The 23,869-nt window shown below is 59.2% G+C and carries 26 protein-coding genes; 19 read left to right on the top strand and 7 right to left on the bottom strand.

The window, feature by feature from the left end; translation table 11 throughout:
- The first annotated feature begins 18 nt into the window (after positions 1-18).
- Positions 19-945: a protein translocase subunit SecF gene (secF, locus tag NH344_RS09120; RefSeq protein WP_044628917.1), complete on the top strand. Its 927-nt coding sequence runs from the start codon at positions 19-21 to the stop codon at positions 943-945.
- Between the two features lie 136 nt (positions 946-1,081).
- On the opposite strand, the gene NH344_RS09125 is transcribed toward secF, so the two are convergent.
- A complete protein-coding gene (locus NH344_RS09125; RefSeq protein WP_044628918.1) occupies positions 1,082-1,876 on the bottom strand; it encodes an inositol monophosphatase family protein in 795 nt (264 codons plus the stop codon).
- A gap of 140 nt (positions 1,877-2,016) precedes the next feature.
- Here NH344_RS09125 and trmJ point away from each other — a divergent pair, with 140 nt between their 5' ends.
- The 15 genes from trmJ (at position 2,017) to NH344_RS09200 (ending at position 16,314) form a co-directional block, all read left to right on the top strand.
- Positions 2,017-2,796 (top strand): tRNA (cytosine(32)/uridine(32)-2'-O)-methyltransferase TrmJ, encoded by a 780-nt coding sequence (gene trmJ, locus NH344_RS09130; RefSeq protein ID WP_054641571.1) that lies wholly within the window; start codon positions 2,017-2,019, stop codon positions 2,794-2,796.
- A 164-nt stretch (positions 2,797-2,960) separates the two neighbouring features.
- Positions 2,961-3,824, top strand: coding sequence for a serine O-acetyltransferase (gene cysE / locus NH344_RS09135; protein WP_137093019.1), 864 nt, complete (start codon positions 2,961-2,963; stop codon positions 3,822-3,824).
- A 79-nt stretch (positions 3,825-3,903) separates the two neighbouring features.
- Positions 3,904-4,371 carry a Fe-S cluster assembly transcription factor gene (locus tag NH344_RS09140; RefSeq protein ID WP_044628921.1) on the top strand — a complete coding sequence of 156 codons (468 nt, stop codon included), beginning with the start codon at positions 3,904-3,906 and terminating at the stop codon, positions 4,369-4,371.
- A 31-nt stretch (positions 4,372-4,402) separates the two neighbouring features.
- Positions 4,403-5,572 carry an aminotransferase class V-fold PLP-dependent enzyme gene (locus NH344_RS09145; protein ID WP_058579868.1) on the top strand — a complete coding sequence of 390 codons (1,170 nt, stop codon included), beginning with the start codon at positions 4,403-4,405 and terminating at the stop codon, positions 5,570-5,572.
- Between the two features lie 54 nt (positions 5,573-5,626).
- A complete protein-coding gene (locus NH344_RS09150) occupies positions 5,627-5,953 on the top strand; it encodes an iron-sulfur cluster assembly accessory protein (protein WP_044628923.1) in 327 nt (108 codons plus the stop codon).
- 178 nt (positions 5,954-6,131) lie between these two features.
- Positions 6,132-6,557: a nucleoside-diphosphate kinase gene (ndk, locus tag NH344_RS09155; RefSeq protein WP_044628924.1), complete on the top strand. Its 426-nt coding sequence runs from the start codon at positions 6,132-6,134 to the stop codon at positions 6,555-6,557.
- 82 nt (positions 6,558-6,639) lie between these two features.
- Positions 6,640-7,824 (top strand): 23S rRNA (adenine(2503)-C(2))-methyltransferase RlmN, encoded by a 1,185-nt coding sequence (gene rlmN, locus NH344_RS09160; protein ID WP_044628925.1) that lies wholly within the window; start codon positions 6,640-6,642, stop codon positions 7,822-7,824.
- A gap of 118 nt (positions 7,825-7,942) precedes the next feature.
- Entirely contained in the window at positions 7,943-8,677 is a 735-nt protein-coding gene (pilW, locus tag NH344_RS09165; protein ID WP_044628926.1) for a type IV pilus biogenesis/stability protein PilW, read from the top strand.
- Positions 8,678-8,717: 40 nt separating this feature from the next.
- Entirely contained in the window at positions 8,718-9,704 is a 987-nt protein-coding gene (locus NH344_RS09170) for a RodZ domain-containing protein (protein WP_058579865.1), read from the top strand.
- A gap of 8 nt (positions 9,705-9,712) precedes the next feature.
- Positions 9,713-10,828, top strand: a complete 1,116-nt coding sequence (gene ispG / locus NH344_RS09175; protein WP_044628928.1) for a flavodoxin-dependent (E)-4-hydroxy-3-methylbut-2-enyl-diphosphate synthase — start codon at positions 9,713-9,715, stop codon at positions 10,826-10,828.
- A gap of 68 nt (positions 10,829-10,896) precedes the next feature.
- On the top strand, positions 10,897-12,204 hold the full coding sequence (hisS, locus tag NH344_RS09180) for a histidine--tRNA ligase (protein WP_213262765.1): 1,308 nt from the start codon (positions 10,897-10,899) through the stop codon (positions 12,202-12,204).
- An 83-nt stretch (positions 12,205-12,287) separates the two neighbouring features.
- Positions 12,288-12,947: a tetratricopeptide repeat protein gene (locus NH344_RS09185; RefSeq protein ID WP_253027813.1), complete on the top strand. Its 660-nt coding sequence runs from the start codon at positions 12,288-12,290 to the stop codon at positions 12,945-12,947.
- The gene (bamB, locus tag NH344_RS09190; protein WP_253027814.1) at positions 12,947-14,128 is read left to right on the top strand and encodes an outer membrane protein assembly factor BamB; all 1,182 of its coding nucleotides are present in this window, start codon (positions 12,947-12,949) and stop codon (positions 14,126-14,128) included. The genes NH344_RS09185 and bamB overlap by 1 nt, the downstream gene beginning before the upstream one ends.
- Positions 14,125-15,528, top strand: a complete 1,404-nt coding sequence (gene der / locus NH344_RS09195; protein ID WP_253027815.1) for a ribosome biogenesis GTPase Der — start codon at positions 14,125-14,127, stop codon at positions 15,526-15,528. The genes bamB and der overlap by 4 nt, the downstream gene beginning before the upstream one ends.
- 171 nt (positions 15,529-15,699) lie before the next feature.
- On the top strand, positions 15,700-16,314 hold the full coding sequence (locus NH344_RS09200) for a hypothetical protein (RefSeq protein ID WP_253027816.1): 615 nt from the start codon (positions 15,700-15,702) through the stop codon (positions 16,312-16,314).
- A 15-nt stretch (positions 16,315-16,329) separates the two neighbouring features.
- On the opposite strand, the gene NH344_RS09205 is transcribed toward NH344_RS09200, so the two are convergent.
- Entirely contained in the window at positions 16,330-17,202 is an 873-nt protein-coding gene (locus NH344_RS09205) for an ATP-binding protein (protein ID WP_137093011.1), read from the bottom strand.
- A gap of 97 nt (positions 17,203-17,299) precedes the next feature.
- Between NH344_RS09205 and NH344_RS09210 the strand changes: the two genes are divergently transcribed.
- Both NH344_RS09210 and NH344_RS09215 read left to right on the top strand, forming a co-directional pair.
- Positions 17,300-18,103 carry a M48 family metallopeptidase gene (locus NH344_RS09210; RefSeq protein ID WP_074211028.1) on the top strand — a complete coding sequence of 268 codons (804 nt, stop codon included), beginning with the start codon at positions 17,300-17,302 and terminating at the stop codon, positions 18,101-18,103.
- Positions 18,104-18,121: 18 nt separating this feature from the next.
- The gene (locus NH344_RS09215; protein WP_044628936.1) at positions 18,122-18,379 is read left to right on the top strand and encodes a hypothetical protein; all 258 of its coding nucleotides are present in this window, start codon (positions 18,122-18,124) and stop codon (positions 18,377-18,379) included.
- Positions 18,380-18,445: 66 nt separating this feature from the next.
- On the opposite strand, the gene aroE is transcribed toward NH344_RS09215, so the two are convergent.
- The 5 genes from aroE to NH344_RS09240 form a co-directional block, all read right to left on the bottom strand.
- On the bottom strand, positions 18,446-19,264 hold the full coding sequence (gene aroE, locus NH344_RS09220) for a shikimate dehydrogenase (RefSeq protein WP_044628937.1): 819 nt from the start codon (positions 19,262-19,264) through the stop codon (positions 18,446-18,448).
- 9 nt (positions 19,265-19,273) lie between these two features.
- A complete protein-coding gene (gene hemF, locus NH344_RS09225) occupies positions 19,274-20,206 on the bottom strand; it encodes an oxygen-dependent coproporphyrinogen oxidase (protein ID WP_044628938.1) in 933 nt (310 codons plus the stop codon).
- Between the two features lie 91 nt (positions 20,207-20,297).
- Entirely contained in the window at positions 20,298-20,855 is a 558-nt protein-coding gene (locus NH344_RS09230) for a Sua5/YciO/YrdC/YwlC family protein (RefSeq protein ID WP_044628939.1), read from the bottom strand.
- 48 nt (positions 20,856-20,903) lie between these two features.
- The gene (gene dprA / locus NH344_RS09235) at positions 20,904-22,025 is read right to left on the bottom strand and encodes a DNA-processing protein DprA (RefSeq protein ID WP_089675176.1); all 1,122 of its coding nucleotides are present in this window, start codon (positions 22,023-22,025) and stop codon (positions 20,904-20,906) included.
- Positions 22,026-22,057: 32 nt separating this feature from the next.
- Complete coding sequence (locus tag NH344_RS09240) at positions 22,058-23,104, bottom strand: LysM domain-containing protein (protein WP_253027817.1); 1,047 nt, start codon at positions 23,102-23,104, stop codon at positions 22,058-22,060.
- 174 nt (positions 23,105-23,278) lie between these two features.
- Here NH344_RS09240 and def point away from each other — a divergent pair, with 174 nt between their 5' ends.
- Positions 23,279-23,791, top strand: a complete 513-nt coding sequence (gene def / locus NH344_RS09245; protein ID WP_137093002.1) for a peptide deformylase — start codon at positions 23,279-23,281, stop codon at positions 23,789-23,791.
- The last annotated feature ends 78 nt before the right edge of the window (positions 23,792-23,869 follow it).

Below are 23,869 nucleotides of genomic sequence, written 5' to 3' on the forward strand. Positions count from 1 at the left end.
AGAATTTAAGAGGTGGTAATGAAACCCCTATCACAACTGCGCATCGACTTTATGGGACGGCGCAACCTTGCGTTTATCGTCTCGGCGGTGATGCTGATTGTCTCTATTGGCGCCATTGTTTTCCAACAGCTCAACCTGGGCCTGGACTTTACTGGCGGCACGCTGATTGAGGTACGCTATGGCGCGGCTCCGTCGCTGGACGCCATTCGCCAACTGCTGGAAAACAGTGGTTTCCAAGACGTATCGGTACAGACCTTTGGTGCCTCTACAGAAGTATTGATTCGCCTACAGCAAGCATTTGATGGCGATGTGGGTAATGAAGTCGTCAAACTACTACGTGCCAATGGTGACAGCGTTAACCTCGTGCGCGCTGAGTTTGTTGGCGCTCAGGTAGGCGACCAGCTTCGCGACCAGAGCGGTCTGGGGCTGCTCGTGGCACTGGGCGTGGTCATGCTCTATGTGGCCCTACGCTTCCAGTACAAGTTCGCCATCGGTGCCCTGCTTGCCCTGCTGCACGACGTAATCATCGTCGTAGGCGTGTTCGCGCTGTTCCAGCTCGACTTCGACCTAACGGTGCTGGCAGCCATTCTGGCGGTCATCGGCTACTCGCTGAACGACACCATCGTCGTGTATGACCGCATCCGCGAGACGATCCGCACCTCGCGTATCGACGATATGCCGCAGATTTTCAACGAGGCGATTAACGCTACGTTGTCGCGCACATTAGCCACCTCAGGCACAACCGTGCTGGTACTGCTAGCGCTGCTGCTGCTCGGTGGCGATATGATCGAGAACTTCGCGATTGCCCTGCTGGTGGGTATCGTGGTGGGTACGTTCTCGTCTATCTATATCTCCGGTGCCCTGTTGATTCCGCTGAAACTCTCTCGGGAAGACCTGATTCCCACCAAGAAAGAAGTGGATGAAGAGGAGGAAGAGCTGCCGTAAGCACGCAAAAGCAGCCAACGAAAAGGCCCTGCCGGGATTACCCGGCAGGGCCTTTTTACTACCATTTTAGTGACTACTCACCACTCACCACTCACCACTCACTACTCACTACGCAGCGCGACCGCGCCGCCAGTGATTAAAAGTGCGGCGCCAGCTGTTTAATCAGCGCTTTGTAGAGACGCGGGCCAGCGGCCATCAGTTGGCTTTCGGCATTCACGGTCGGCTTGCCGTCCGGGGTACCCATCAGCGCGCCCGCTTCTTTTAGCAGCAGCGTACCTACCTGCATATCCTGCTCTTCTAGGCCCAGCACAAAGACGCTGTCTACACGTCCTGCGGCCAGCTCGCACATATCCAGCAGGCCGCTGCCGGTCGCTACCAGGGTTTCTACCTGCGGCGCAAGCTGCTGGGTAATGGTTAAGTAAGCAGGCAGATGACTCGGGCGCAGCCAGGTTTCTGGCAGGCTCATCGCCATGCGTGTGGCAGGAATAGCGGTTGGTTTGCTAACCCGCATGCGCTTGTCGTTGTGCTGAGCGCCGCGGCCGCGACTGGCGATATATTCGTCATCACCAAAGGGAGAGATCACCACCGCGTGTTCGGGGCGACCTTTAACGAGACACACCACTGAGAGTGCAAAGCCCTTACCTGCTACCGCCAAGTTGGAGTAGCCGTGCAGCGGTTCAATTTTCCATACGGTATCTTCACCTTCGCCTTCACCCGCTTTATAGGGCGTATAGCGGCCAGAGAAGCCGTGCAGAGGGTAGCCACGCTGCAGTTGTTGAATGATGGTCGCCTCGGCTTTACGCGCTGTGTCTTCCAGCAAGCGGTCGAGGTTAAATTCTTCATGGGCGTTTTCGATACGTTCGCGAACGCGTAAAAAGTGTTCAACAGCGCCACGCGCGGCGCGCAGCGTAAATTGGACCATCGGATTCATGATCGGGCCTTGTCACAGTGATGTTAAAGAACGGTTCAGGCGCAATACGCCTTTTGGCGGGCAATTCTAACAGAGGCCCCTCGGGCATGCCATCGACTCATGCTAAACTGCGCGTTTTACGCACATGAACCGGGCCTACTATGCTTGAGCGCATCCGAATTGTTTTAATTGGCACCAGCCACCCTGGCAACATTGGCGGCGTGGCACGCGCCATGCACAACATGGGCTTAGCTGATTTAGCCCTGGTCGCTCCTCGCTGCGATGTGATCACCCAAGACAGTATTTCTCGCGCCTCAGGTGCCGACCATCTACTTCACCAAGCTACAGTGCATGCCACACTTGAAGAAGCCGTGGCCGATTGCACGCTAGCTGTTGGCGCCAGCGCCCGCTCGCGCACGCTGCCCTGGCCGATGATCTCGCCTCGGGAACTTGCCGAGCGCCTACCCGGCGAATGCCAGCCAGAAAATGCCCGTGTGGCGCTGGTGTTTGGCCGTGAAGACAGCGGCTTAACCAACGCCGAGCTGCAGCGCTGCCATGCCCATGTGCATATTCCGACCAACGCTGATTTTAGCTCGCTCAACCTTGCCGCGGCGGTTCAAGTGGTGGCCTACGAGTGTCGCATGGCGTGGCTAAGCCAGGCAGATGCCCCAACTGCTGCCGATGATAATGACGAGCTAGCAACCCACGAAGAGCTTGAGCGCTACTTCGAGCACTTAGAGCGCACGCTAATCGCCATCGAGTTTCACGACCCTGCCCTGCCGCGCCAGCTCATGGCACGCCTGCGACGCCTCTATTTACGGGCACGGCCTGAAAAGATGGAGATGAACATTCTGCGCGGCATCCTCTCGGCGACTGAAAAATCCGCTAAAAAGAGTGGAACCGGTAGTGTGAACCAAGAGAACGCCGACACATCCGCGTAGCACATAACGGCGTACTAATCACAAGAGGCGCCAGCAAAGCGGCAATGGCCTAAACTTGAAGTTACAACAACGCGCCCCAACATCGTCTTTTCGACTGCCGCTTTGCACTCACCATATTCCAATACTGTATTACTGCTGCCTCCCTTAACGCCCAAGGATCACCCATGTTTCAACGCCTGCGTGAAGACATCAATAGCGTATTTGACCGCGACCCGGCGGCACGTAATTTTCTTGAGGTGCTGACCAACTATCCCGGCCTGCACGCCCTGTTGCTGCACCGCTGCGGCCACTGGCTGTGGAAAAAGAACTTTAAGTGGCTAGCACGAACGCTATCGACCTTCTCCCGCTGGCTCACTGGCATTGAAATCCACCCAGGCGCAACCATTGGGCGGCGCTTTTTTATCGACCATGGCATGGGCGTGGTGATTGGTGAAACCGCACAGGTGGGCGATAACGTCACGCTCTACCAAGGCGTGACGCTAGGCGGCACCAGTTGGAACAAAGGCAAACGTCACCCTACGCTGGAAGATGGTGTGATTGTTGGTGCCGGCGCCAAGATACTGGGGCCGTTTACCGTGGGCGCAGGTGCCAAAATTGGCTCTAACGCGGTAGTTACAAAAGAGGTGCCAGCGGGAGCAACGGTGGTCGGCATCCCCGGCAAAATCGTCAAACGCGCCGCCCCGGATATGGAAGAGGCGCTGGATATCGACCCGGCCCGCCGGGAAGCCATCTGCCAGAAGTTTGGTTTCGATGCCTATGGCGTCAGCCAAGACATGCCCGACCCGGTGGCGCGTTCGATGCAGGCCATGCTCGATCACATGCACGCCGTGGACGAGCGTATCGAGCGCATGTGCTCAACGCTTCGCAAGCTCGATGCCAACTACCGCGATGGCCAGTTACCGGCTCTGCGAGATGAGGACTTTGCCGATATTCTGGATGAAAACGATACCGGCTGCCCTAGCCTTGGTCATACTGCCCAGGAACGCAGCAGCCCATCACCGGAAAGCAGCACCACGCGCAATAGTTGACCAAAGCACTCAGGATTTCCATAATGGCGCAACATTTGCTGCCAGCGCGCTGAAAGCTCAGCGACGAGGGGTACCTGCTATGCGCTTGACGACAAAAGGCCGTTACGCCGTTACGGCCATGCTGGATTTGGCGCTTAACGCCCCCAGCGGCCCTACCAGCCTGGGAGATATCTCCCTGCGACAGGAGATCTCGCTCTCTTACCTGGAGCAACTCTTCGCAAGGCTGCGCCGGGCGGGGCTAGTTAGCAGCGTGCGCGGGCCGGGTGGCGGTTACCTACTGGCCAAAGCACCCGAGGAGATCAGCGTCTCTCTGGTGATTGATGCAGTCAACGAAACCGTCGATGCGACCCGCTGCCAGGGGCTATCCGACTGCCAGCAGGGCGACACCTGTTTAACGCACCATTTATGGTGCGAGCTATCCGGGCAAATTCGCAGTTTTCTCGACGATATTACGCTGGCGCAGTTGATACAGCGCCCAGATGTGATCCGCATCGCTACCCGGCAAAAACAGCGGGTCGATGCTGGCATCCTCGCGTCTTCCCCCTGAAGGTATTTACTGCACGCTGGAATCTATGACGATGACCTCCACTCCCTCTCTGCCCATTTATCTCGATTATGCCGCCACGACGCCGGTCGATGGTCGTGTGGCTGAGGTGATGCAGCGCTACCTCACGGTAGACCAGCTGTTCGCCAACCCCGCTTCCCGCAGCCATATGCTGGGCTGGCAGGCCGAGCAGGCGGTGGAACAGGCGCGCCGCCAAGTGGCCGATATGATCGGCGCTGACCCGCGTGAAATCGTCTGGACCAGTGGTGCCACCGAAGCCAATAACCTAGCGCTGATTGGCTTTATGCGTGCTAACCGCGAACGTGGCATGCACCTTGTCACTTCCAGCATTGAGCATAAAGCGGTGGTAGACACCGCCAAGGCACTGGAGAACGAAGGCTTCGAGATCACCTGGCTAACCCCAGGGCGCGATGGACGCATCACCCCTGAGCAACTGCGTGCCGCCATGCGCGACGACACGGCACTGGTATCGCTAATGGCGGTGAATAATGAGCTAGGCAGCATTCATGATATTGCCGCCCTAGCGGAAGTCACCCATGAGTTCGGGGCGGCGTTCCACACCGATGCCGCCCAGGCGGTGGGGCGTATTCCGCTCGACGTGGTCGCTCAGCATATTGATTTGATGTCGCTATCAGGCCACAAAGCCTACGGGCCTAAAGGGGTCGGCGCTCTGTATGTGAAACGCCACCCAGATATTCGCGTCGAGGCACTCATTCATGGTGGCGGCCACGAGCGCGGCATGCGCTCCGGCACGCTGCCGACTCATCAGATTGCCGGGATGGGTGAAGCGTTTAACGTCATGCAACAGCAGCAGGACGCGGATCAGGCCCATATTGCGGCGCTACGCGAACGCTTTCTAAGCGGCTTATCAAACCTGGAAGGCATCATCCCCAACTCCCCACTGGAGAACGCCGTTCCCAACATCTTGAACTTGGCGTTTGAAGGCGTGGATGGCGAGGCACTGCTGATGGCGCTACGGGATGTAGCCGTGTCTACCGGCTCTGCCTGCAACTCGGCAAGCGTTGACCCGTCTTATGTACTATTGGGCATTGGTACGCCCCGTCGGCTCGCGCTCTCATCGCTGCGTATTAGCTTTGGGCGCTTTACCCAAGAGGCCGATATCGACCACGCATTAACCCTACTGCGCCACGCGGTGAGCGGCTTACGTGCGACCGCACGTTAGGCGGCTGACGCTCTCCTGACGCACTGCTAACGACTTCTTAAAGGAGAACGCTCCATGGCAACACTAAACATTACGCCCGCTGCAGCTGAACAAATTCAGCGTGTGCTCGACGAGCGCGGCCAGGGGCTAGGCCTGCGGGTATCCGTTAAACCCAGCGGCTGTTCTGGCTACAGCTATGTGCTTGATTTTGCCGATGAAGCACGGGATGACGATGTGCGTTTCGAAGATCACGGCGCAAGCGTCTACGTGGCTCCTGATGCCGTCGAGATGCTAGACGGCAGCGAAGTGGATTACGTCAACGAAGGCTTGAATCGCTTTTTCCGCTTCAACAACCCCAATGTAAAAGATCAGTGCGGCTGCGGTGAAAGCTTCACAGTCTAAGCTATCCGCCGTGGCTGTTGCGTATATCACCGGTATTCATCCCCACCGGGAGGCGCTATAATCGCGGCCACTCGGCAGCCGACGCAACATACGGCCCTAGCCGACCACTTTTTTCCTGCGCCGCCCCGGCTTTCCGGGGCGGCAATTTCTGCTTTATCCCTTTTAAGGAGATTTCTGCATGGCGACTGAACGTACTCTTTCCATCATCAAGCCCGATGCCGTTGCTAAAAATGCCATTGGCGAGATCATTGCACGCTTTGAAAAAGCGGGCCTGAAGGTCGTTGCCGCTAAAATGATGCACCTCTCCGAAGAGAAGGCTGGTGGCTTCTACGCCGAGCACAAAGAGCGTCCCTTCTTCAAAGACCTAGTTGGCTTCATGACCTCTGGCCCGGTCGTGGTACAAGTGCTGGAAGGCGAAGGCGCCATCGCTAAAAACCGTGAGCTGATGGGTGCTACCAACCCGAAAGAAGCCGCTCCGGGCACCATTCGCGCTGACTTTGCGGAAACAATCGACGCCAACGCTGTCCATGGCTCTGATTCTCCGGAAAGCGCTGAGCGCGAAATTAGCTACTTCTTCGGTAACGACGAAATCTGCCCGCGCTAAACCAAGCGCCGCCGTTTCAACCTTCGTTGCCGGCCATTTTCGCGGGGGCTTTGCCCCCGCCTCTTTCTGAACGCTGACCGCCATGACCACCACCGTAGCTCAACATACGCCTGCTCCCAACACGACTCCTGACAGCGCGACTGCTCAACAAGCGGCACCGGCACGCCAGAACCTGCTGGGGCTTTCCCGCGAGCAGATGGAAGCTTTCTTTTTATCAATTGGCGAAAAGAAATTCCGCGCCACTCAGGTAATGAAGTGGATTCACCAGGAAGGCATCGACGACTTCACGGCGATGACCAACCTGTCGAAACCGCTGCGCGACAAGCTCTCCCAAGTCGCTGAAATTCGCGGCCCGGGCGTTGTCTACGAAGGCACTTCCAGCGACGGCACCCGTAAATGGGTGTTAGAGGTTGAGGATGGCAGCTACGTAGAAACGGTGCTGATTCCCGCTGAAAACGGTAAGCGGCGCACGCTGTGTGTCTCTTCCCAAGTGGGTTGTTCGCTGGACTGTAGCTTCTGCTCTACCGGTAAACAGGGTTTCCAGCGTAACTTAACCGCCGCCGAGATTATCGGCCAGGTGTGGGTTGCCCAACGCAGTGTTGGCCCGCGCCGTGATACCGCCAATCGCCCGGTGACCAACGTGGTCATGATGGGTATGGGCGAACCGCTGCTCAATTTCGATAACGTCGTGCCCGCCATGAAGCTGATGCTCGACGATAACGGTTACGGGCTCTCCAAGCGCCGCGTCACGCTCTCTACATCGGGTGTTGTACCGATGATTGACAAGTTGGGCGATGAGATAGATGTGAGCCTTGCTATCTCGCTGCACGCCTCCACCGATGAGCTGCGCAACGAGCTAGTACCGATCAACCGTAAGTACAATATTCGTGCGCTGCTGGATGCCTGCCACCGTTATCTGGCCAAGTGCCCAGATAACCGTCAGGTCACGATTGAGTACACGCTGATCAAAGACGTCAACGATCAGCAAGAGCACGCCGAACAACTGGCCGCTTTGCTCAAAGAGCTGCCGTGTAAAATCAACCTGATTCCGTTTAACCCTTTCCCGAACTCAGGTTACGAGAAGCCATCGCGTAACCAAGTGATGCGCTTCCAACAGTGGCTGTACGACTTAGAGTACAACGCTACCGTGCGCATGACCCGTGGCGACGATATTGATGCCGCCTGTGGTCAGCTAGTGGGCCGCGTAAAAGACCGTACCAAGCGTAGCGCACGCTATATTCAGTCCGTTCAGCTTGACGCTGACTAATCGCTGCTGTCTTGACATCCACCTGACACAGCGCTTTGATGGACACGCTTTTGCCGGGTGCTTACAAAGCATCCACCTTGCAGCACTGGCTCAATAGTTTCGACTTAAGAGGGCGTAGATGATCGGTCACCGCAGGCGCATTACCCTTTTTAGGATGCCCATGCTGTCCGTGCTTGCTGGCAGCCTGCTGCTGGCGGGCTGCGCCACCTCTGGCCAAGGGATCAGTGACGACGCCAACCCCGACGCGGCAGAAGCCTACACCCAGCTTGGCGTCGCCTACCTAGAGCGTGATAACCTGCCCCGCGCGTTGAATGCCCTTGATCGTGCTCTTGAACTGGACCCGCGCCACCCTGAGGCACTTCAGGCGCTCGCGCTGGTCTATCAACAGCAGGGAGAGAGTGATCTAGCCAACCGCTACTTCCAGCAGGCGTTGAATGCAGCGCCCTCGTTTACTCGCGCGCGTAACAACTACGCCGCGTTTTTGTATCAGCAGGCACAGTTTTCACAGGCCTGCGAACAGTTAGAAATAGCATCTCAGGATGCCCAGTACGCCAATCGTGCCCAGCTATTTACCAACCTGGGGCAGTGCTATTTGGCAATAGATGAATTTGATAAAGCGCGCGAACGTTTGCAACGCGCGCAAAGTATCGACCCGCGCAACCCACGCGGGTATTTAATGTTAGCCGAACTGGAAGTTTCACAGGGCAATTATGATCAGGCCTGGGCACCGCTGCAGAACTATCTGCAGTTAGCCGGCCCAGACCCAGCGGCACTGGAACTGGCGATTGATGTCGCCCTCGCCCGCGGTGACGACGCCGCGGCTGCCGACTACCAGCGCTTGCTAAACAACTGATTGCCGCCCTGATCACCACATTATTGAAGGATGCTCAGCTATGAGCGACACACAGTTACAAGATAGTGTTACTACGGCCCACAGCACAGCAACCCCCGGTGAGTTGCTTTCTCGTCAACGCGAATCGCTGGGCGTCCCGCTGACGGATGCCGCCCGAGCACTGAACCTGCGCCCTGCTGTGGTGGATGGCCTAGAGCGCGATAATTACGAAGAGATTCCCGTCGCTGCGTATCGTCGCGGCTACTTGCGCGCCTATGCCAAATATTTAGGCATGGACGAACGTGTGGTGCTTGAGGCTTACCAGGCTCGCCACGGCACCCGTGATGCCGAACGCAAGGTGGCCCCGGTTACCGTGACTAAGCCGCCATCCAAAGTAGGCGCATGGCTCTTTAAGTTAGTCACTCTGCTGGTGATTGCCGGGCTGATTGCCGTGACGGTTGCTTGGTGGCAAAGCAGAGGTGGCAGCGAGCCGCCGAGCATCGGCGCCTCACCCGCTATGGAAGAGAACGAAGCGTCCATCAGCGAACCCGAGCCAGCTCCAGAGCCTACTCCGGTGGTCACACCTGATGAGCCCGCCGCAACGGAGGAGTTGACTAACGATGTGGTCAGCGGCGAGCCCGCCGACAGCGATATTAGCGATAGCAGTGCGCCCGCTGCTGACAACGATGAGCCAACCGCTGCCGCTAGCGACGAACCTGCGGCCCCGGCGGTTGACGCCGACGCAGCGACCGATGTAGCTGAGGCGCCTGCTGAAGAGGTGGCCAATGCCGCCCCCGCTGCTAACCCCAACTTGCTGGAGCTGACGTTTAACGAGCAGTCCTGGACAGAGATTTTCGATGCCAACAACCAGCGTGTGTTTGTCGGTCTACAAACCCCCGGCACCACCGCGAGCGTTGAGGGCGAACCGCCTTTTCGTTTAACCGTCGGCAACGCCACCGGTGTAGAACTGCGCTACCAAGGTGAGCTCGTCAACCTTGCCGAGCGCGCCGGTACCAATAACGTTGCCCGCTTTACCCTGGGAGAGTGACTCGTCTTATGCACGCCCCTTCTCCGATTAAACGCCGTCTGTCACGCCAAATTCATGTTGGCAATGTGGCCGTGGGCGGCGATGCGCCGATTTCCGTACAGAGCATGACCAACACCAATACCCTGGATGTGGACGCCACCGTCGGCCAGATCCAGCAGTTGGAAAAAGCCGGAGCAGATATCGTACGCGTCTCTGTGCCGGATATGGACGCCGCTGAAGCCTTCGGCAAAATCAAGCAGCGCGTAGCCATCCCCCTCGTTGCCGACATTCATTTCGATTACAAAATCGCCCTGCGCGTCGCTGAGCTAGGCGTTGACTGTCTGCGCATCAATCCCGGCAATATTGGCCGGGAAGATCGCGTACGCGCTGTGGTAAGCGCCGCCCGCGATTACGGCATTCCAATCCGTATCGGGGTGAACGCCGGGTCGCTGGAAAAAGATCTGCAAAAGAAGTACGGCGAGCCTACGCCCGCCGCGCTGGTTGAGTCTGCCATGCGCCATATTGACCACCTGGACCGCCTCGATTTCCAGGAGTTTAAAGTCAGCGTGAAAGCGTCTGATGTGTTTATGGCGGTGGCCGCTTATCGCGACCTTGCCACCCGCATCGAGCAGCCGCTGCACCTGGGTATCACCGAAGCAGGCGGCCTGCGTTCGGGCACAGTGAAGTCCTCCATTGGCCTAGGCATGCTGTTGATGGACGGTATCGGCGACACCATCCGCGTCTCGCTGGCTGCCGACCCGGTGGAAGAGATCAAGGTCGGGTTCGACATGCTCAAGAGCCTGAAGCTGCGCGCCAAGGGCATTAACTTTATCGCCTGCCCCAGCTGCTCGCGACAGAACTTTGACGTCATCAGCACCATGAACCAGCTTGAAGAGCGCCTGGAAGATGTGATGACGCCGCTGGATGTCTCGGTGATTGGCTGTGTGGTCAACGGCCCCGGCGAAGCTAAAGAGACCGATATCGGCCTAACCGGCGGCTCACCCGCCAACTTGGTCTACATCGATGGCAAACCGGCGAGTAAGCTGCGCAACGATCATCTGGTAGATGACCTGGAAAAGCTGATCCGCGACAAGGTACGCCAGAAAGAGCAGCAGCAAGAGAACATGATTGCACGCAGCGTTTGACACCTGCGTTGCCTGCAACAGGCGGCACGCCTTGCGCCTCGCGCTGCCGCCCAGACAAGGAGTTTTCATTGAGCAAGTCCGCCGCTAAAAAGATTCAAGCCATCCGTGGTATGAACGACCTATTGCCCAGCGACAGCCCTCGCTGGCAATTTTTTGAGGGCAAAGTACGCCAATTGATGCACCGCTACGGCTTCGATGAAATTCGTACGCCAATCGTGGAGCAAACCGCGCTGTTTGCCCGCTCGATTGGCGAAGTCACCGATATCGTCGAGAAAGAGATGTACACCTTCGACGACCGCAACGGTGACAGCCTGACGCTGCGCCCTGAAGGCACCGCCAGCTGCGTGCGGGCGGCAATGGAACACGGCTTGCTGCATAACCAAACCCAGCGGCTTTGGTACCAAGGGCCGATGTTCCGCCACGAACGGCCTCAGAAAGGGCGTTATCGCCAGTTCCATCAGGTCGGCGTAGAGACCTACGGCTTTGAAGGCCCGGATATCGATGCCGAAGTCATACTGCTCTCGGCACGGCTATGGCAAGAGCTTGGCTTGATGGAGCACGTCACCCTGGAGCTGAACTCCCTGGGTTCCGCCGAAGCACGGGCGGCCTACCGAGACAAACTGGTGGCCTACTTTGAGCAGCACCAAGACGTTCTCGATGAAGACTCCAAACGACGCTTAACCAGCAATCCGCTGCGCATTCTGGACTCCAAAAACCCGGATATGGCCGAGATGCTCAACGCGGCCCCGCAGTTGATGGATCATCTGGACGATGAGTCCCGCGCGCATTTCGAGCAGCTCAAAGCGATGCTGGATGCCGCCGACATTCCATACGTGGTCAACCCGCGTTTGGTGCGCGGCCTGGACTACTACTGCCGCACGGTGTTCGAGTGGACCACCACTGCGCTGGGCAGCCAGGGCACCGTCTGTGCCGGTGGCCGCTACGATGGTCTGGTCGAGCAGCTTGGTGGCAAACCCACGCCTGCGGTGGGCTTCGCCATGGGGATCGAGCGCCTGGTACTACTGCTGGAAACGCTCAACTTGGTACCTGATGAGGCCCTAGGCGGCTGCGACGCTTATCTAGTGCCGATGGATGACAGCGCCACCGTGGCAGCTCTCACCCTGGCAGAACAGCTGCGCAGCGCACTGCCCGACCTGCGCCTGCAGCTGCACTGCGGCGGCGGCAGCTTCAAGAGTCGCATGAAAAAGGCCGACAAGAGCGCCGCGCCGGTGGCAATTCTGCTGGGTGAGGATGAGCTCGCCAACCAAACCGCCACACTGAAGTTTCTGCGCGATGACCGCGAGCAGCAGCAGGTGGCCCAGGCAGCGTTGGCCGAGACGCTTCGCGAGTTACTGCCTAACCTACCGTCTCATTAACGTAACTGCCCCCAGCGATGCCTGGGGCGGATGAACACTCGTTAGCCGCAAAAGCGGCTGACCCATGAAACAGGAGGCCGCCCGTGGCGGAGCTGAGAAGCGAAGAAGAGCAGCTAGAAGTCGTCAAACGCTGGTGGAAAGAGAACGGGACCTCGCTGATTGCCGGTGCCGTTCTCGCTGCGGCGGGCGTCTTTGGTTGGAACGCATGGCAGAACTACCAAGAGGGTAAGTCAGAGGCAGCTTCTGCCCGATACCAGCAGCTCATCAACATGACCGCTGGCACCACCTTGGAAGGGGATCAGTTAAGCGCGGCACAAACGCTGATTGATGAGCTCACCGACGACTACGGCAACACCCTGTATGCCGAACTGGCACAGCTGCTGGAGGCCCGCCTGGCCGTGCAGGAAGGCGATCTGGCCGCGGCCAAAGCAGCCCTTGAAAGCGTCGCCGACGGCTCGTCACGCCGTTATGTTCAAAGCCTGGCCTGGCTGCGGCTGGCGCGTATCGAATTAGCCGAAGGCAACCCCGAGGCGGCACTGGAGCTATTGGACCAGCCGATCACCGACACGCTGGCCGCCCAACAGGCCAACGTACGCGGCGATGCTCACCTGGCGCTTGGCCAGCCCGAGCAGGCTCGCGAAGCATGGCAAGCCGCGCTGGAGATTGCCCAAACGCAGAACCAGCCGCTTTATGGCGTGCAGCTCAAGCTCGACGATATCGGCGCCGAGGAGGCGAATCAGTGATGACCAACAGCCTGTTAAAACCACGTTTTTCCACTTCGCTGATGCGTGCCACACTGGGCGCCGTTGCGCTGGCCTTGCTGGCGGGTTGCGCCAGCAAGGGTGAGCCTGCCTACACCCCCAAAGAGCTGCGTAGCTTCAATGAAACCTCATCACTGGATAGCCAGTGGCGGCGCAGCGTTGGCGACGGTTTTGGCCGTGCCCGCTACCCGATTGCACCGGCACGCGAGGGTAATACCGTGTTTGCCGCCGATGCCAACGGCCTGGTAGCCGCCTTCAATGCCCAGAGCGGTGAGCGTGAGTGGCAAGTCGAGCTGGATACTCCCATCTCCAGTGCACTCAACGCCATTGCCGGCCAAGTTTATCTCGGCACCCGCAACGGTGAAGTGATTGCCCTCGACCAGCGCGACGGTAGCGTTGCCTGGCGTTCGCGGGTCACCAGCGAAGTACTGGCAGCTCCGCAAGCCAACCAGCAGCTACTGCTGGTTCAGAGCGTGGACGGCCAAATTACCGCTCTGGACCGCGCCAGCGGCGAAGAGCGCTGGGTCTACACCAGCTCTCAGCCTGCTTTAACGCTGCGCGGCACCGGAACGCCAATGGTCATCGACCCGGTCACCTTCGTGGGTACGGCCAACGGACGCCTGGCGACGCTGGACAACCGCAGCGGCCAGCCCCTTTGGGAAATGCAGATTGCCACACCACGTGGCCGTAGCGACGTTGAGCGCCTAGTGGACCTGTCTGGCCAGCCAGTACTTAGCCCCGATGGCCTCCTGTTCGTGACTAGCTACAACGGCCGTGTGGTTGCGCTGGAAGCGACCCGTGGCGGTGTGCTGTGGGAAACCAACCTCTCCAGCCGCCACACGCCGATTCTGGTGGGCGACTTCTTATTTGTGGTCAGCGACGACAGCCACATCGTTGCCTTGGACGCCAACAGCGGCCAAGAGATCTGGCGTAACGATGACCTGGAAGATCGCTGGCTCACCGCCCCCGCCTTTGCCGATGGCCGCATCGTCGTGGGTGATTTTGAGGGTTATGTCCACCTCATCGACGCCCGCGAAGGCAACCTGGTCGGCCGCACCCGTATCGATGATTCGGGTATTAGCGTGCGCCCGGTGACTGAAGGCAGCACCATTCATGTCCAGGCCAACAATGGTCGCCTGGAAACCCTGGAAGTAACTCCATGACACCCGTCATTGCATTAGTCGGTCGCCCCAATGTGGGCAAATCGACGCTGTTTAACCGTCTGACCCGCTCGCGCGATGCGCTGGTGGCAGACTTTCCTGGCCTGACCCGTGACCGTAAATACGGTAACGGCATGCTGGGTGGAAAGGCGTACACCGTCATCGATACCGGCGGTATCAGCGGTGACGAAGAAGGCATCGATGCCGCGATGGCCGAGCAGTCCCTCGCGGCCATCGACGAAGCCGATATCGTGCTGTTCCTGGTCGATGCCCGCGCCGGGTTGAACGTCGCCGACGAAGCGATTGCCAACCACCTGCGCGTCAACCAGAAAAAGACCTGGCTGGTGGTCAACAAGACCGACGGCCTGGAAGAGCACTCGGCCATGGCCGATTTCTGGAAACTGGGCCTGGGTGACCCGTGGCCGATTGCCGCCGCTCATGGCCGCAACGTATCGCTGTTGATCGATACGGTCCTCGAACCTTTCCCTGAGCGGGATGCCAGTATCCCTGCCGATACAGGCAGCAAAGGCATTCGCATTGGCGTGATTGGCCGCCCGAACGTGGGTAAATCTACGCTGGTCAACCGCCTGCTCGGTGAAGAGCGCGTGGTAGTATTCGATGAAGCGGGCACCACCCGCGACGCTATCGAAATCCCTTTCGAGCGCAACGGCAAGCCGTACGTGCTGATCGACACCGCCGGCATTCGGCGGCGTAAGAACGTGCGTGAAATCGCCGAAAAGTTCTCGATCATCAAAACGCTGGATGCGATCAAAGAGAGCCACGTGGCCGTCATGGTATTGGACGCCCGCAGCGGCTTGGTTGAGCAGGACCTGCACCTGCTGGATTATGTGCTCACCACAGGGCGTGCGTTGGTACTGGCGGTCAACAAGTGGGACGGGCTGGAGAGCGAAGCCAAAGAGAAGATGCGCGCCGACATCAAGCACCGTCTGGGCTTTGCCGACTACGCCGAGCTGCACTTTATTTCCGCGCTGCATGGCACCGCAGTGGGCGACTTGTACCCCTCCATTGAGCGGGCGTTTAACGCCGCCAACGCGCACTGGTCGACCAACCGTCTCACCACGCTGCTGCAGGATGCGGTCAGCCAGCATCCGCCCCCCATGGTCAACGGCCGCCGCATCAAGCTGCGTATGGCTCACCAGGGTGGCAGCAACCCGCCGATTATCGTGGTACACGGCAACCAGACATCGTCGCTACCCGAGGCTTATCGTCGCTACCTGACCAATACCTTCCGTAAAGTGTTGAAGGTGCGCGGCACGCCGATGCGCTTTGAGTTCCGGTCGGGCAACAACCCGTTCGATAACATGGCGGGCGCCAGCGATAAAGAGAAAGCCAAAAAGCGCGAGCTTAACCGTACCAAAGAGGCGCGCAAAAGCCGCCGTTAAGCGCGGCACTTTGCTTCCCCGCCCGTTGTATACGCAGCGGGCGTTTTTGTTGGCACTACCACCGAATCTACTTGACAGAGCCCCCCTCCCGCCCTCAAATAGCGACGCTTTTCGTCACCTGCTCGACCGATCCTTTCTTATCAACACTTGCCCTTCTTAGGAGGGACGTACATGCACTACGCTTTTCGTCGCGGACGCGGCTTGGTTTTACTGCTGCTGGCGAGCCTGCTAACCGGCTGCTTGGCGTTGCCTCAAACAGGGTTGTTTGCGTTTCGTCTGGCGGTCACATCGCTGGGGATTGAGGACGTACGCATTGGCCCTTACAGCGTCAATGCCGGGTTGGACACCAGCGATCTATCGAGCTTTCTGGCCTCTAGCCTGGGTGCTGGCAGCTTGCCGGTGCAAGCCACCCTGGCGATGGGGCTTGGCCTGCCCGCTGGCATGCCTCCGGTGGAGATGTCGGGCTTTCGCTGGACGCTGGACATGCCTGGCGTAGACCCAGTGCAAGGCAATTATGGGCAGAACGTTACCCTCACGTCTGGGCAAGACGCCAATCTCCGCCTGCCGGTGGCCTTTGATGTTCTAGCTGCAGACCACCAGCAAATGACGCCAATGCTAGAGCTGGCCAGCCAACTCGCCAGCCAAGGGGAGCTGCCTGCAGGCAGTGAACTGGCCATTACCCCAGGGGATTTGCGCGGCCTGGGCATGACACTGCCCGCTGGCCTGCTCACCCCGACCATTCGCTTGAACGTGGGCGCCGACGGGCAGCTCATCCCCCAACGCTAAGTCTTGCCAAGCGCGCTACTCACCGCGCTCATGAAGGCGTTTGCGGCCTACGTAGTGGGCCGCAAACTGCCACGCTGTCCGGCCGCTGCGCCCACCGCGTAGCGTGGCAAAACGTACCGCCTCCGCACGGGCGGCCTCATCCCACTCTTGCTGTCCACCAATACGACTCACCCAGTGTTCGCACACTTCAAGATAGGTGGCTTGGCTAAACGGATGAAAGCCTAACCACAGGCCGAAACGGTCTGACAGCGAGATTTTCTCTTCCACCGCATCGCCGTGGTGCAGCTCCTCGCCCACCAACCGTGAACCGCTATTGTCATCCATCGACTCCGGCAGCAGGTGACGACGGTTCGAGGTGGCATAGAGCAGTACGTTATCTGGTGGCCCGGTCAGCGCGCCATCCAGCACACTCTTCAGCGCTTTGTAGGCATCGTCATTGCCTTCGAACGAGAGGTCGTCGCAATACACCACAAAGCGGTGCGGCTGATGACGCAGTTGTTCCACCAGCAGCGGCAGGCTTGCCAGGTCATGGCGGTCGACCTGAATCAGCCGTAGGCCTTCATCGGCTAGTGAATTGAGCAGCGCGCGTATCACAGACGATTTCCCGCTACCTCGTGAGCCCCAGAGCAGCGCATGGTTAGCTGGCAGCCCCTGCAAAAATGCCCGGGTGTTATCGACCAACGCCAGCTTTTGGCGCTCAATGCCCAGCAGGTCGTCCAGCGTCATGGTGTCTCTCGGGGGTACCGGCACCAACCGCCCGCCCAGTGGGTGGCGCTGCCAGATGGCCGCTACATGGGTGTCCCACTCAACCGGCGTGGGCGCTGGCGGCAGCCAGTGGTCGACATGATCGAGTAACCGCGCTAGGCGCTGGCTTAATTCAGTATCCATCGTCATCCTCAGAGTGCGTTATGATAAGGGTTGATTTACCACTGCCAGTGGTTATCTTGTGTGCAAGGATCCCCACTCGTCTATAAGGAAACTATCTATGCGTTGGCTTCGCCCATTAGCGGTTACGGCGCTCTGCGCCTCAATCGCCGCCTGTACGACCTCCCCCACCGGTCGCTCGCAGCTATTGCTGCTCTCTGATAGCGAGCTGAACGAGATGGGCCGTCAGGCGTTCACCCAGTACCAGCAGGAGCTGCCCACTGCGAGCCAGGCAAGCCAGCGCTATGTGCAGTGTATTGCGGATGCCATTGTGTCGGAACTGCCTGCCGAGCAGCAGCAGTTAGACTGGCAAATCCGGGTGTTTGAATCCGAGCAGCCCAACGCCTTTGCCCTTCCTGGCGGCTACATGGGTGTGAACACGGGCATGCTGGATATTGCCACAACCCAGGACCAATTAGCCTCTGTGATTGGTCATGAGATTGGTCACGTGCTGGCCAACCACGCCAATGAGCGCGCCTCAACCGAGAGCGCCACGTCATTAGGCCTATCGGTACTCTCCAGCACCTCCGGCATGCAGTCCGCCGGTGGCCAGCAGCTGATGGGGGTACTCGGCATGGGCGCTCAGTACGGCATCGTACTACCATTCTCCCGCGCCCATGAGAGCGAGGCCGATGTGATTGGCCTAGACCTCATGGCCCAAGCAGGCTTCAACCCACGTGAAAGCGTCACTCTGTGGGAGAACATGCAGGCAGCCACCGGCGGCGGCGCGCCCCCCGTATGGATGTCGACCCACCCCGGGCAAGGCCAGCGCATTCAGGGCCTCCAAGCCAACATGGATCGGGCACTGACGAGTTATGAGCAGGCCCGCAACAACGGCCGCACTCCCAACTGCCCGCGTCCATAGCGGCGCTTAGAGGTTTCGATGATCCGTTTGGGTTTACTGCTGTTAGTCCTGCCGATTTTAGTACTGCTGGGCGTCTATTTTTGGGAGCTGGGCGACGTTCGCGCCTGCCAGCTTGAGGGCGGCTACTGGAACTATCTGGAAGGAGCTTGCTACGATACGCCACAACCTTTTGTGTCGTGGCTGCAGCGCTCGCCGCTGCTGGTGAATGGCGGCATGCTGTTATCCGTGGTGGGGCTGGTGATGTGTATGGTGGGGTTTTATACCAAACCGCGTTAGCCCAAGCACAACCTGAATGGGGGCGTTCGCCCCCATTGCCTCAACTATCTCCTATCCCCCTACCGGCTAATAGTTGAGCGATTGCCGCAGCAGCGTGCGCACGCTGGCCGTTTCAGGCCGCACGTTGCGCCATAGAAAAAACGACTCGGCGGCTTGCTCGACCAGCATTCCCAAACCATCCAGCAGCTTGGCGCCTCGCGGCCCTGCCCACTGTAGAAACACCGTCGGCTCTGAACCGTACATCATATCGTAGGCCCAGGCACCTTTGGCAAACAGCGTCTCCGGCAGCGGCGGCAGCTCGCCTGATAGGCTGGCACTGGTACCGTTAATCACCAGATCAAACTGCCCGTCGATGGATGCTAAACCGCCGCCCTGGATATTGCCCAAGTCGGCAAACGCTTGGGCCAACTGCTCGGCTTTCTCTGCCGTGCGGTTGACGATAACGACCTCACTGGGCTGCTCCGCCAGCAGCGGTTCCAATACGCCACGCACCGCGCCGCCTGCGCCGATGACCAGCACACGCTTACCCGCCAGAGGGACGCGGTGATAGGCCAAATCCCGCACTAACCCGATACCGTCGGTGGTATCGCCATAGGTACGCCCGTTACCGCCCACAATCAGCGTATTCACCGCCTGCGCGCGCTTGGCGCGGTGGCTCAGGGTATCGCAAAGCGCAAAGGCATCGCCTTTGAAGGGAACGGTCACGTTGGCACCACGGCCACCATCGGCGATAAACGCCCGCCATGCGTCGGCAAACCCCTCTACCGGCGCCAGCTCGGCGGTGTAACTCATGGCCTGATGAGTCTGGCTGGCAAACTCACCGTGGATCAGCGGCGATTTAGAGTGTTTGATTGGGTTACCAAACACACAGTAGCGGTCAGTCATCGAAGCTCCTTAGGCGTTGTTCTGCTGGGTGGCCTCGGCCAACCAATCGCGTGGCACCAAATAGTCGTGCAGTTGCGCTTCACGGCTGCCCGGCTCGGGAGTGAAAGCGTACTCCCAACGGGCCAGCGGCGGCATGGACATCAGAATGGACTCCGTGCGCCCGCCACTTTGCAGGCCAAACAGCGTACCCCGGTCCCACACCAGATTGAACTCCACGTAGCGGCCGCGGCGGTAAAGCTGGAAATCACGCTCGCGTTCGCCCCACGCGTCCTGCTTGCGGCGCTCGACAATGGGAAGGTAAGCATCCAGAAAGCTATCACCCACCGCGCGCTGAAACGCAAAACACTCTTCAAAGCTGCCTTCGTTCAAGTCATCAAAAAAGAGTCCGCCGACGCCGCGGGTCTCCTCGCGGTGCTTCAGATAAAAGTAGTCGTCGCACCACGCTTTGTAGCGCTCGTAAACGCCCTCACCAAAGGGCGCGCAGGCCTCGCGGGCCACTTGGTGCCAGTGCACCACATCTTCAAACACCGGATAGTAGGGGGTTAGGTCAAAACCGCCACCAAACCACCACACCGGCGGCTCACCCTCTTTTGCGGCAATAAAGAAGCGAACGTTGCCGTGGCTTGTCGGCACATTGGGGTTTTCAGGATGCATCACCCAGGAGACTCCCACCGCGTGGAAGCTGCGCCCGGCTAGCTCGGGCCGGGCAGCAGTCGCAGACGGCGGCAGCTGCGCACCGTGGACATGGGAAAAGTTGACGCCGCCTTTTTCGAAAATAGCGCCCGACTCCATCACCCGCGAGCGGCCTCCGCCGCCCTCTTCGCGCTGCCAGCTATCCTCTTTGAACGCGGCCCGCCCATCGGCGGCAGCAAGCCCTTCACAGAGCCGCTCCTGAAGGTCGAGAAGGTACGCTTTAACATCGTCTAGGTGCTCGTGGGCCACGGTAACTCCTGGTGAGGTGAATCGTGAATCGTGAATCGTGAATCGTGAATCGTGAATCGTGAATCGCTGACAGTGTGACGAAGCCGAGCGGCTAGTCACGCATCACTTTGCCGGTCACTAAATCGCGGATGGTGCTGGGTTTGGCATTGCCGCCCAATTCGCCCGCCACGATGGCGGCTACGTCATCGCCAAAGATCGTGGCGACTTCTTCCGCGCTCATAGCGGGCGGATCGCCTGCACGGTTAGCGGAAGTGGAGACGAGCGGCCCGCCAAAGGCTTCGCACAGTGCTTTCATCAGCGGATGGTCGGTGACGCGTAGCGCCACGCTTTGATGAGCGCCGCGTACTAGGCCGTGGCTGCGACCATTGTCCGGCACCAGCCAAGTATTCGGGCCTGGCCAACTGGCCGCCAACGGCGCATGGAGTTCCAACGGCAACTGGTTCAACCAGGGCTGAAATTGCGCGATACTCGCCGCCACCAAAATCACGCCCTTGGCCGGGTCGCGCTCCTTCATACGCATGAGATGCGCCAGCGCTTCGTCGTTATCGGGGTCACAGCTTAACCCCCATACCGCTTCGGTGGGGCAGGCAATCACACCGCCTTTACGCAGCGCGCTCACCGCCGCTTTCACGTCAACCGCCGGTTTCATAGACGCTCCTGATAAGCTCTCAGCCAATCACAAAATTGAGTTTGCATCTTACCATGGCGCTGCCAGCCGCACCCAACCACCCGCCTGCTGCGTCACTTTGCCATCCAGCTCCAGCATCAATAGCCGCTGCTGGCACTCGCTGACCGAGATACCGGTGCTCTGCACCAACACATCAATGGGGGTAGGCGATGGGCCTAAGGCGTTTAACAGATTATCCGCCGACGGTACTTCAACACTCGGTTGATGAGCCAACGGCTCATCGGCTGCAACTGCTAGCGGCGCAGGCACAAAGCGCGACACCCAATGCTGTAACTCTTCGAGAATATCGTCCACATGGCGCACCAGGGTGGCGCCGCTACGCAACAGTTGCAGGCAGCCACGAGCCTGGACATTGTGTAGCGAACCCGGCAGCGCAAACAGCTCGCGACCCTGCTCTAGGGCGAGGCGGGCGCTGACGAGCGAGCCACTCTTCTCGGCTGCTTCAACCACTAAGGTGCCTAGCGAAAGGCCCGTTACAATTCGGTTGCGCCGGGGGAAGAAGGCCGGACGGGCCACGGTGCCTGGTGGATGCTCAGAGAGCAGCAAACCGCCGGGTAGCGTACTGAGCTGTTCATACAAATCACGATGGCGGGCGGGGTAGATGACATCAATACCACAGCCAAGCACGGCAATGGAGCTTCCACCTGCGGCGAGCGCCGCACGCTGAGCCACCCCATCCACACCCAGCGCCATCCCGCTGACAATGCACCAGCCTCGGTTGGCCAACTCCCGGGCAAACGCCTGGGCATGTCCACTCCCTTCCGACGTTGGGCGACGAGTACCTACCATGGCAAGGCCTGGGGCCTCTAACGCGCGAAGATCGCCCTGGGCCCATAGTACTGCTGGCGGGTCAGGAAGTTGGTTTAAAAGGTCTGGCCATGCAGGATGGTCGCGGTGAAGCAGATGGCGGTTGGGGCCTTCTTGTAACCAGGAGAGGGTGTCATTGACCGTTTGTTGCAGCGGGCTGCGTTCTGGCTGCGCCAGCCACAATCGCAGGGCATTGGCGGCATTGCTGGGCAAAGTCGCTAGCCACCCTTGTGGCCATTGAGGCTTGCGCGCCACCATTTGCGCAATCCGCGCAGCGCCCATACCGGGCAAAGCATTTACCGCCAGCCACTCCTTAGCGTCCATAGAGCTCCCCTTATATCAAATCTTGCACACCTTTAGCGCGTCGGCGCGCGTACACTATCTCCCACTGCCAGCACCTTTGAGGCCTGCATGACCAAGGCGTAACTCATATGGTTATAGGGCCTGAACACCATCACCAATCCTGCCTCGGTATTGGGCAACCGCAGCAGTTCTTGGGTACGTGGGTCAGTTACCAACTCCCCTTGCTGGTCTACGCGCAATACATGGCCCGGCTGTAGGCCGTCTTGCGTTCCCAGGTCCAGTGCCACCACTTGCAGCCGCCCAATAAATCGTACTCCGCCCGGTACCGCAACAATCTGGCCCGACACGTTATTCAACGGTGCACGGGGAGCAAAGGCATCGCTTAGCTCACGATCTTCTAGAGGCAGCAGGATGTCGTTATTACGCACTTCTTGGTAGGCGCTAAGCACTTCGATGCGAGCAATATCGCCCTCGCTGCCCAGGTAGCGCGCCTCGCCAATATTGATCAACTCATCGCCCAACAGTGCGCCATTGGCTGATACATAGGGCTCGCCTGGACGGTAGATGCCCAGGCGCGTTCTGGCGGGTACGCTGCCACGCACGTACAGGGTATCGCCTGCGCCGCTAATCAAGCGCTGGTTATCGCCGCCCACCACATACGCAAGCTCCTGCGGGCTCTCTCCTGGCTCCACCACGCGATGCTCCCGTAGAAAGGCGCGCACCACCTCCATCGGAATAGGAGTAATCGCCTCTCGTTTAGGCACTGTACGCATCTGCGGCGAGAGCTTTACGACCCCTTGGCCCCGCTCCACAGAAAGGCATGGTTGGCCTTGGCATGTCCCCAATACCAGCACATCGCCGGGGTAGATAAGGTGCGGGTTACGAACTTGCGGATTCGCCTGCCATAGCGAAGGCCACTGCCAGGGCGAGCGTAAATAACGGGCGGAGATATCCCACAGCGTGTCGCCAGGCACTACTTCATAGCGCTGTGGCGCATCGTTGCGCAGCCCTTCCACGGCTAAGGCTGGCTGGCTGACCGACAGCACCCACATTAAGAGCACGCCAAAGACGCTATAATAAAGAGGTTTTAGAGCCACCATCCGATTCTCCCCGGGCAGTCGTTGGTGAAGCGGTTTAAGGGGCTGCACGGTGTCGCGCGTGCCCAGGATCGCTATCAGCATGATATAGTGGTCAATAGTAAAGTAGTTAGGCTCGCCGACACAGGTGGCAGCCAGCTCATCTTAAAGACTCAGCATAACGGTGATTGTAACGCCATGGCCAAACTTCCTATTCTCGAATTCCCCGACGAGCGCCTGCGCACCAAGGCGGTACCGGTGGAAACCGTTGACGACGAGGTCCGCCAGCTCGTCGACGATATGTTGGAGACCATGTACGACGCACGCGGCATCGGCCTTGCCGCAACGCAAGTCGATGTCCATCGCCGCGTGGTCGTCATGGATGTCAGCGACGATAACTCCCAGCCGCTGGTGCTGATCAACCCGCGCTACGAGCCCATCGATGATGCCAAAGAGCCGCTCTCCGAGGGCTGTTTGTCGATCCCTGAATACTACGCCGAAGTACCGCGCTACCTGAAAGTGAGACTCAACGCGCTGGATCGTAACGGTGAGCCCTACGAGCTGGAAGCAGATGGCCTACTGGCCCACTGCATTCAACATGAGTACGACCATCTGGAAGGCGTGCTATTTGTGGATTACCTCTCACCGCTCAAGCGCGACCGGGTGATGAAAAAAATGCAAAAGCGCCACAAGCTGATGAACGACGCCTAATCCGCGCTTTTCCATCAGGCCACTGGCCGAGCTGACACGCTGCCCGCAGGCACTCGCCTGTAACAACAGCGCTGCCTC

The sequence above is a fragment of the Halomonas sp. Ps84H-12 genome, from assembly GCF_024124725.1.
GTDB classification, from domain to species: domain Bacteria; phylum Pseudomonadota; class Gammaproteobacteria; order Pseudomonadales; family Halomonadaceae; genus Vreelandella; species Vreelandella aquamarina.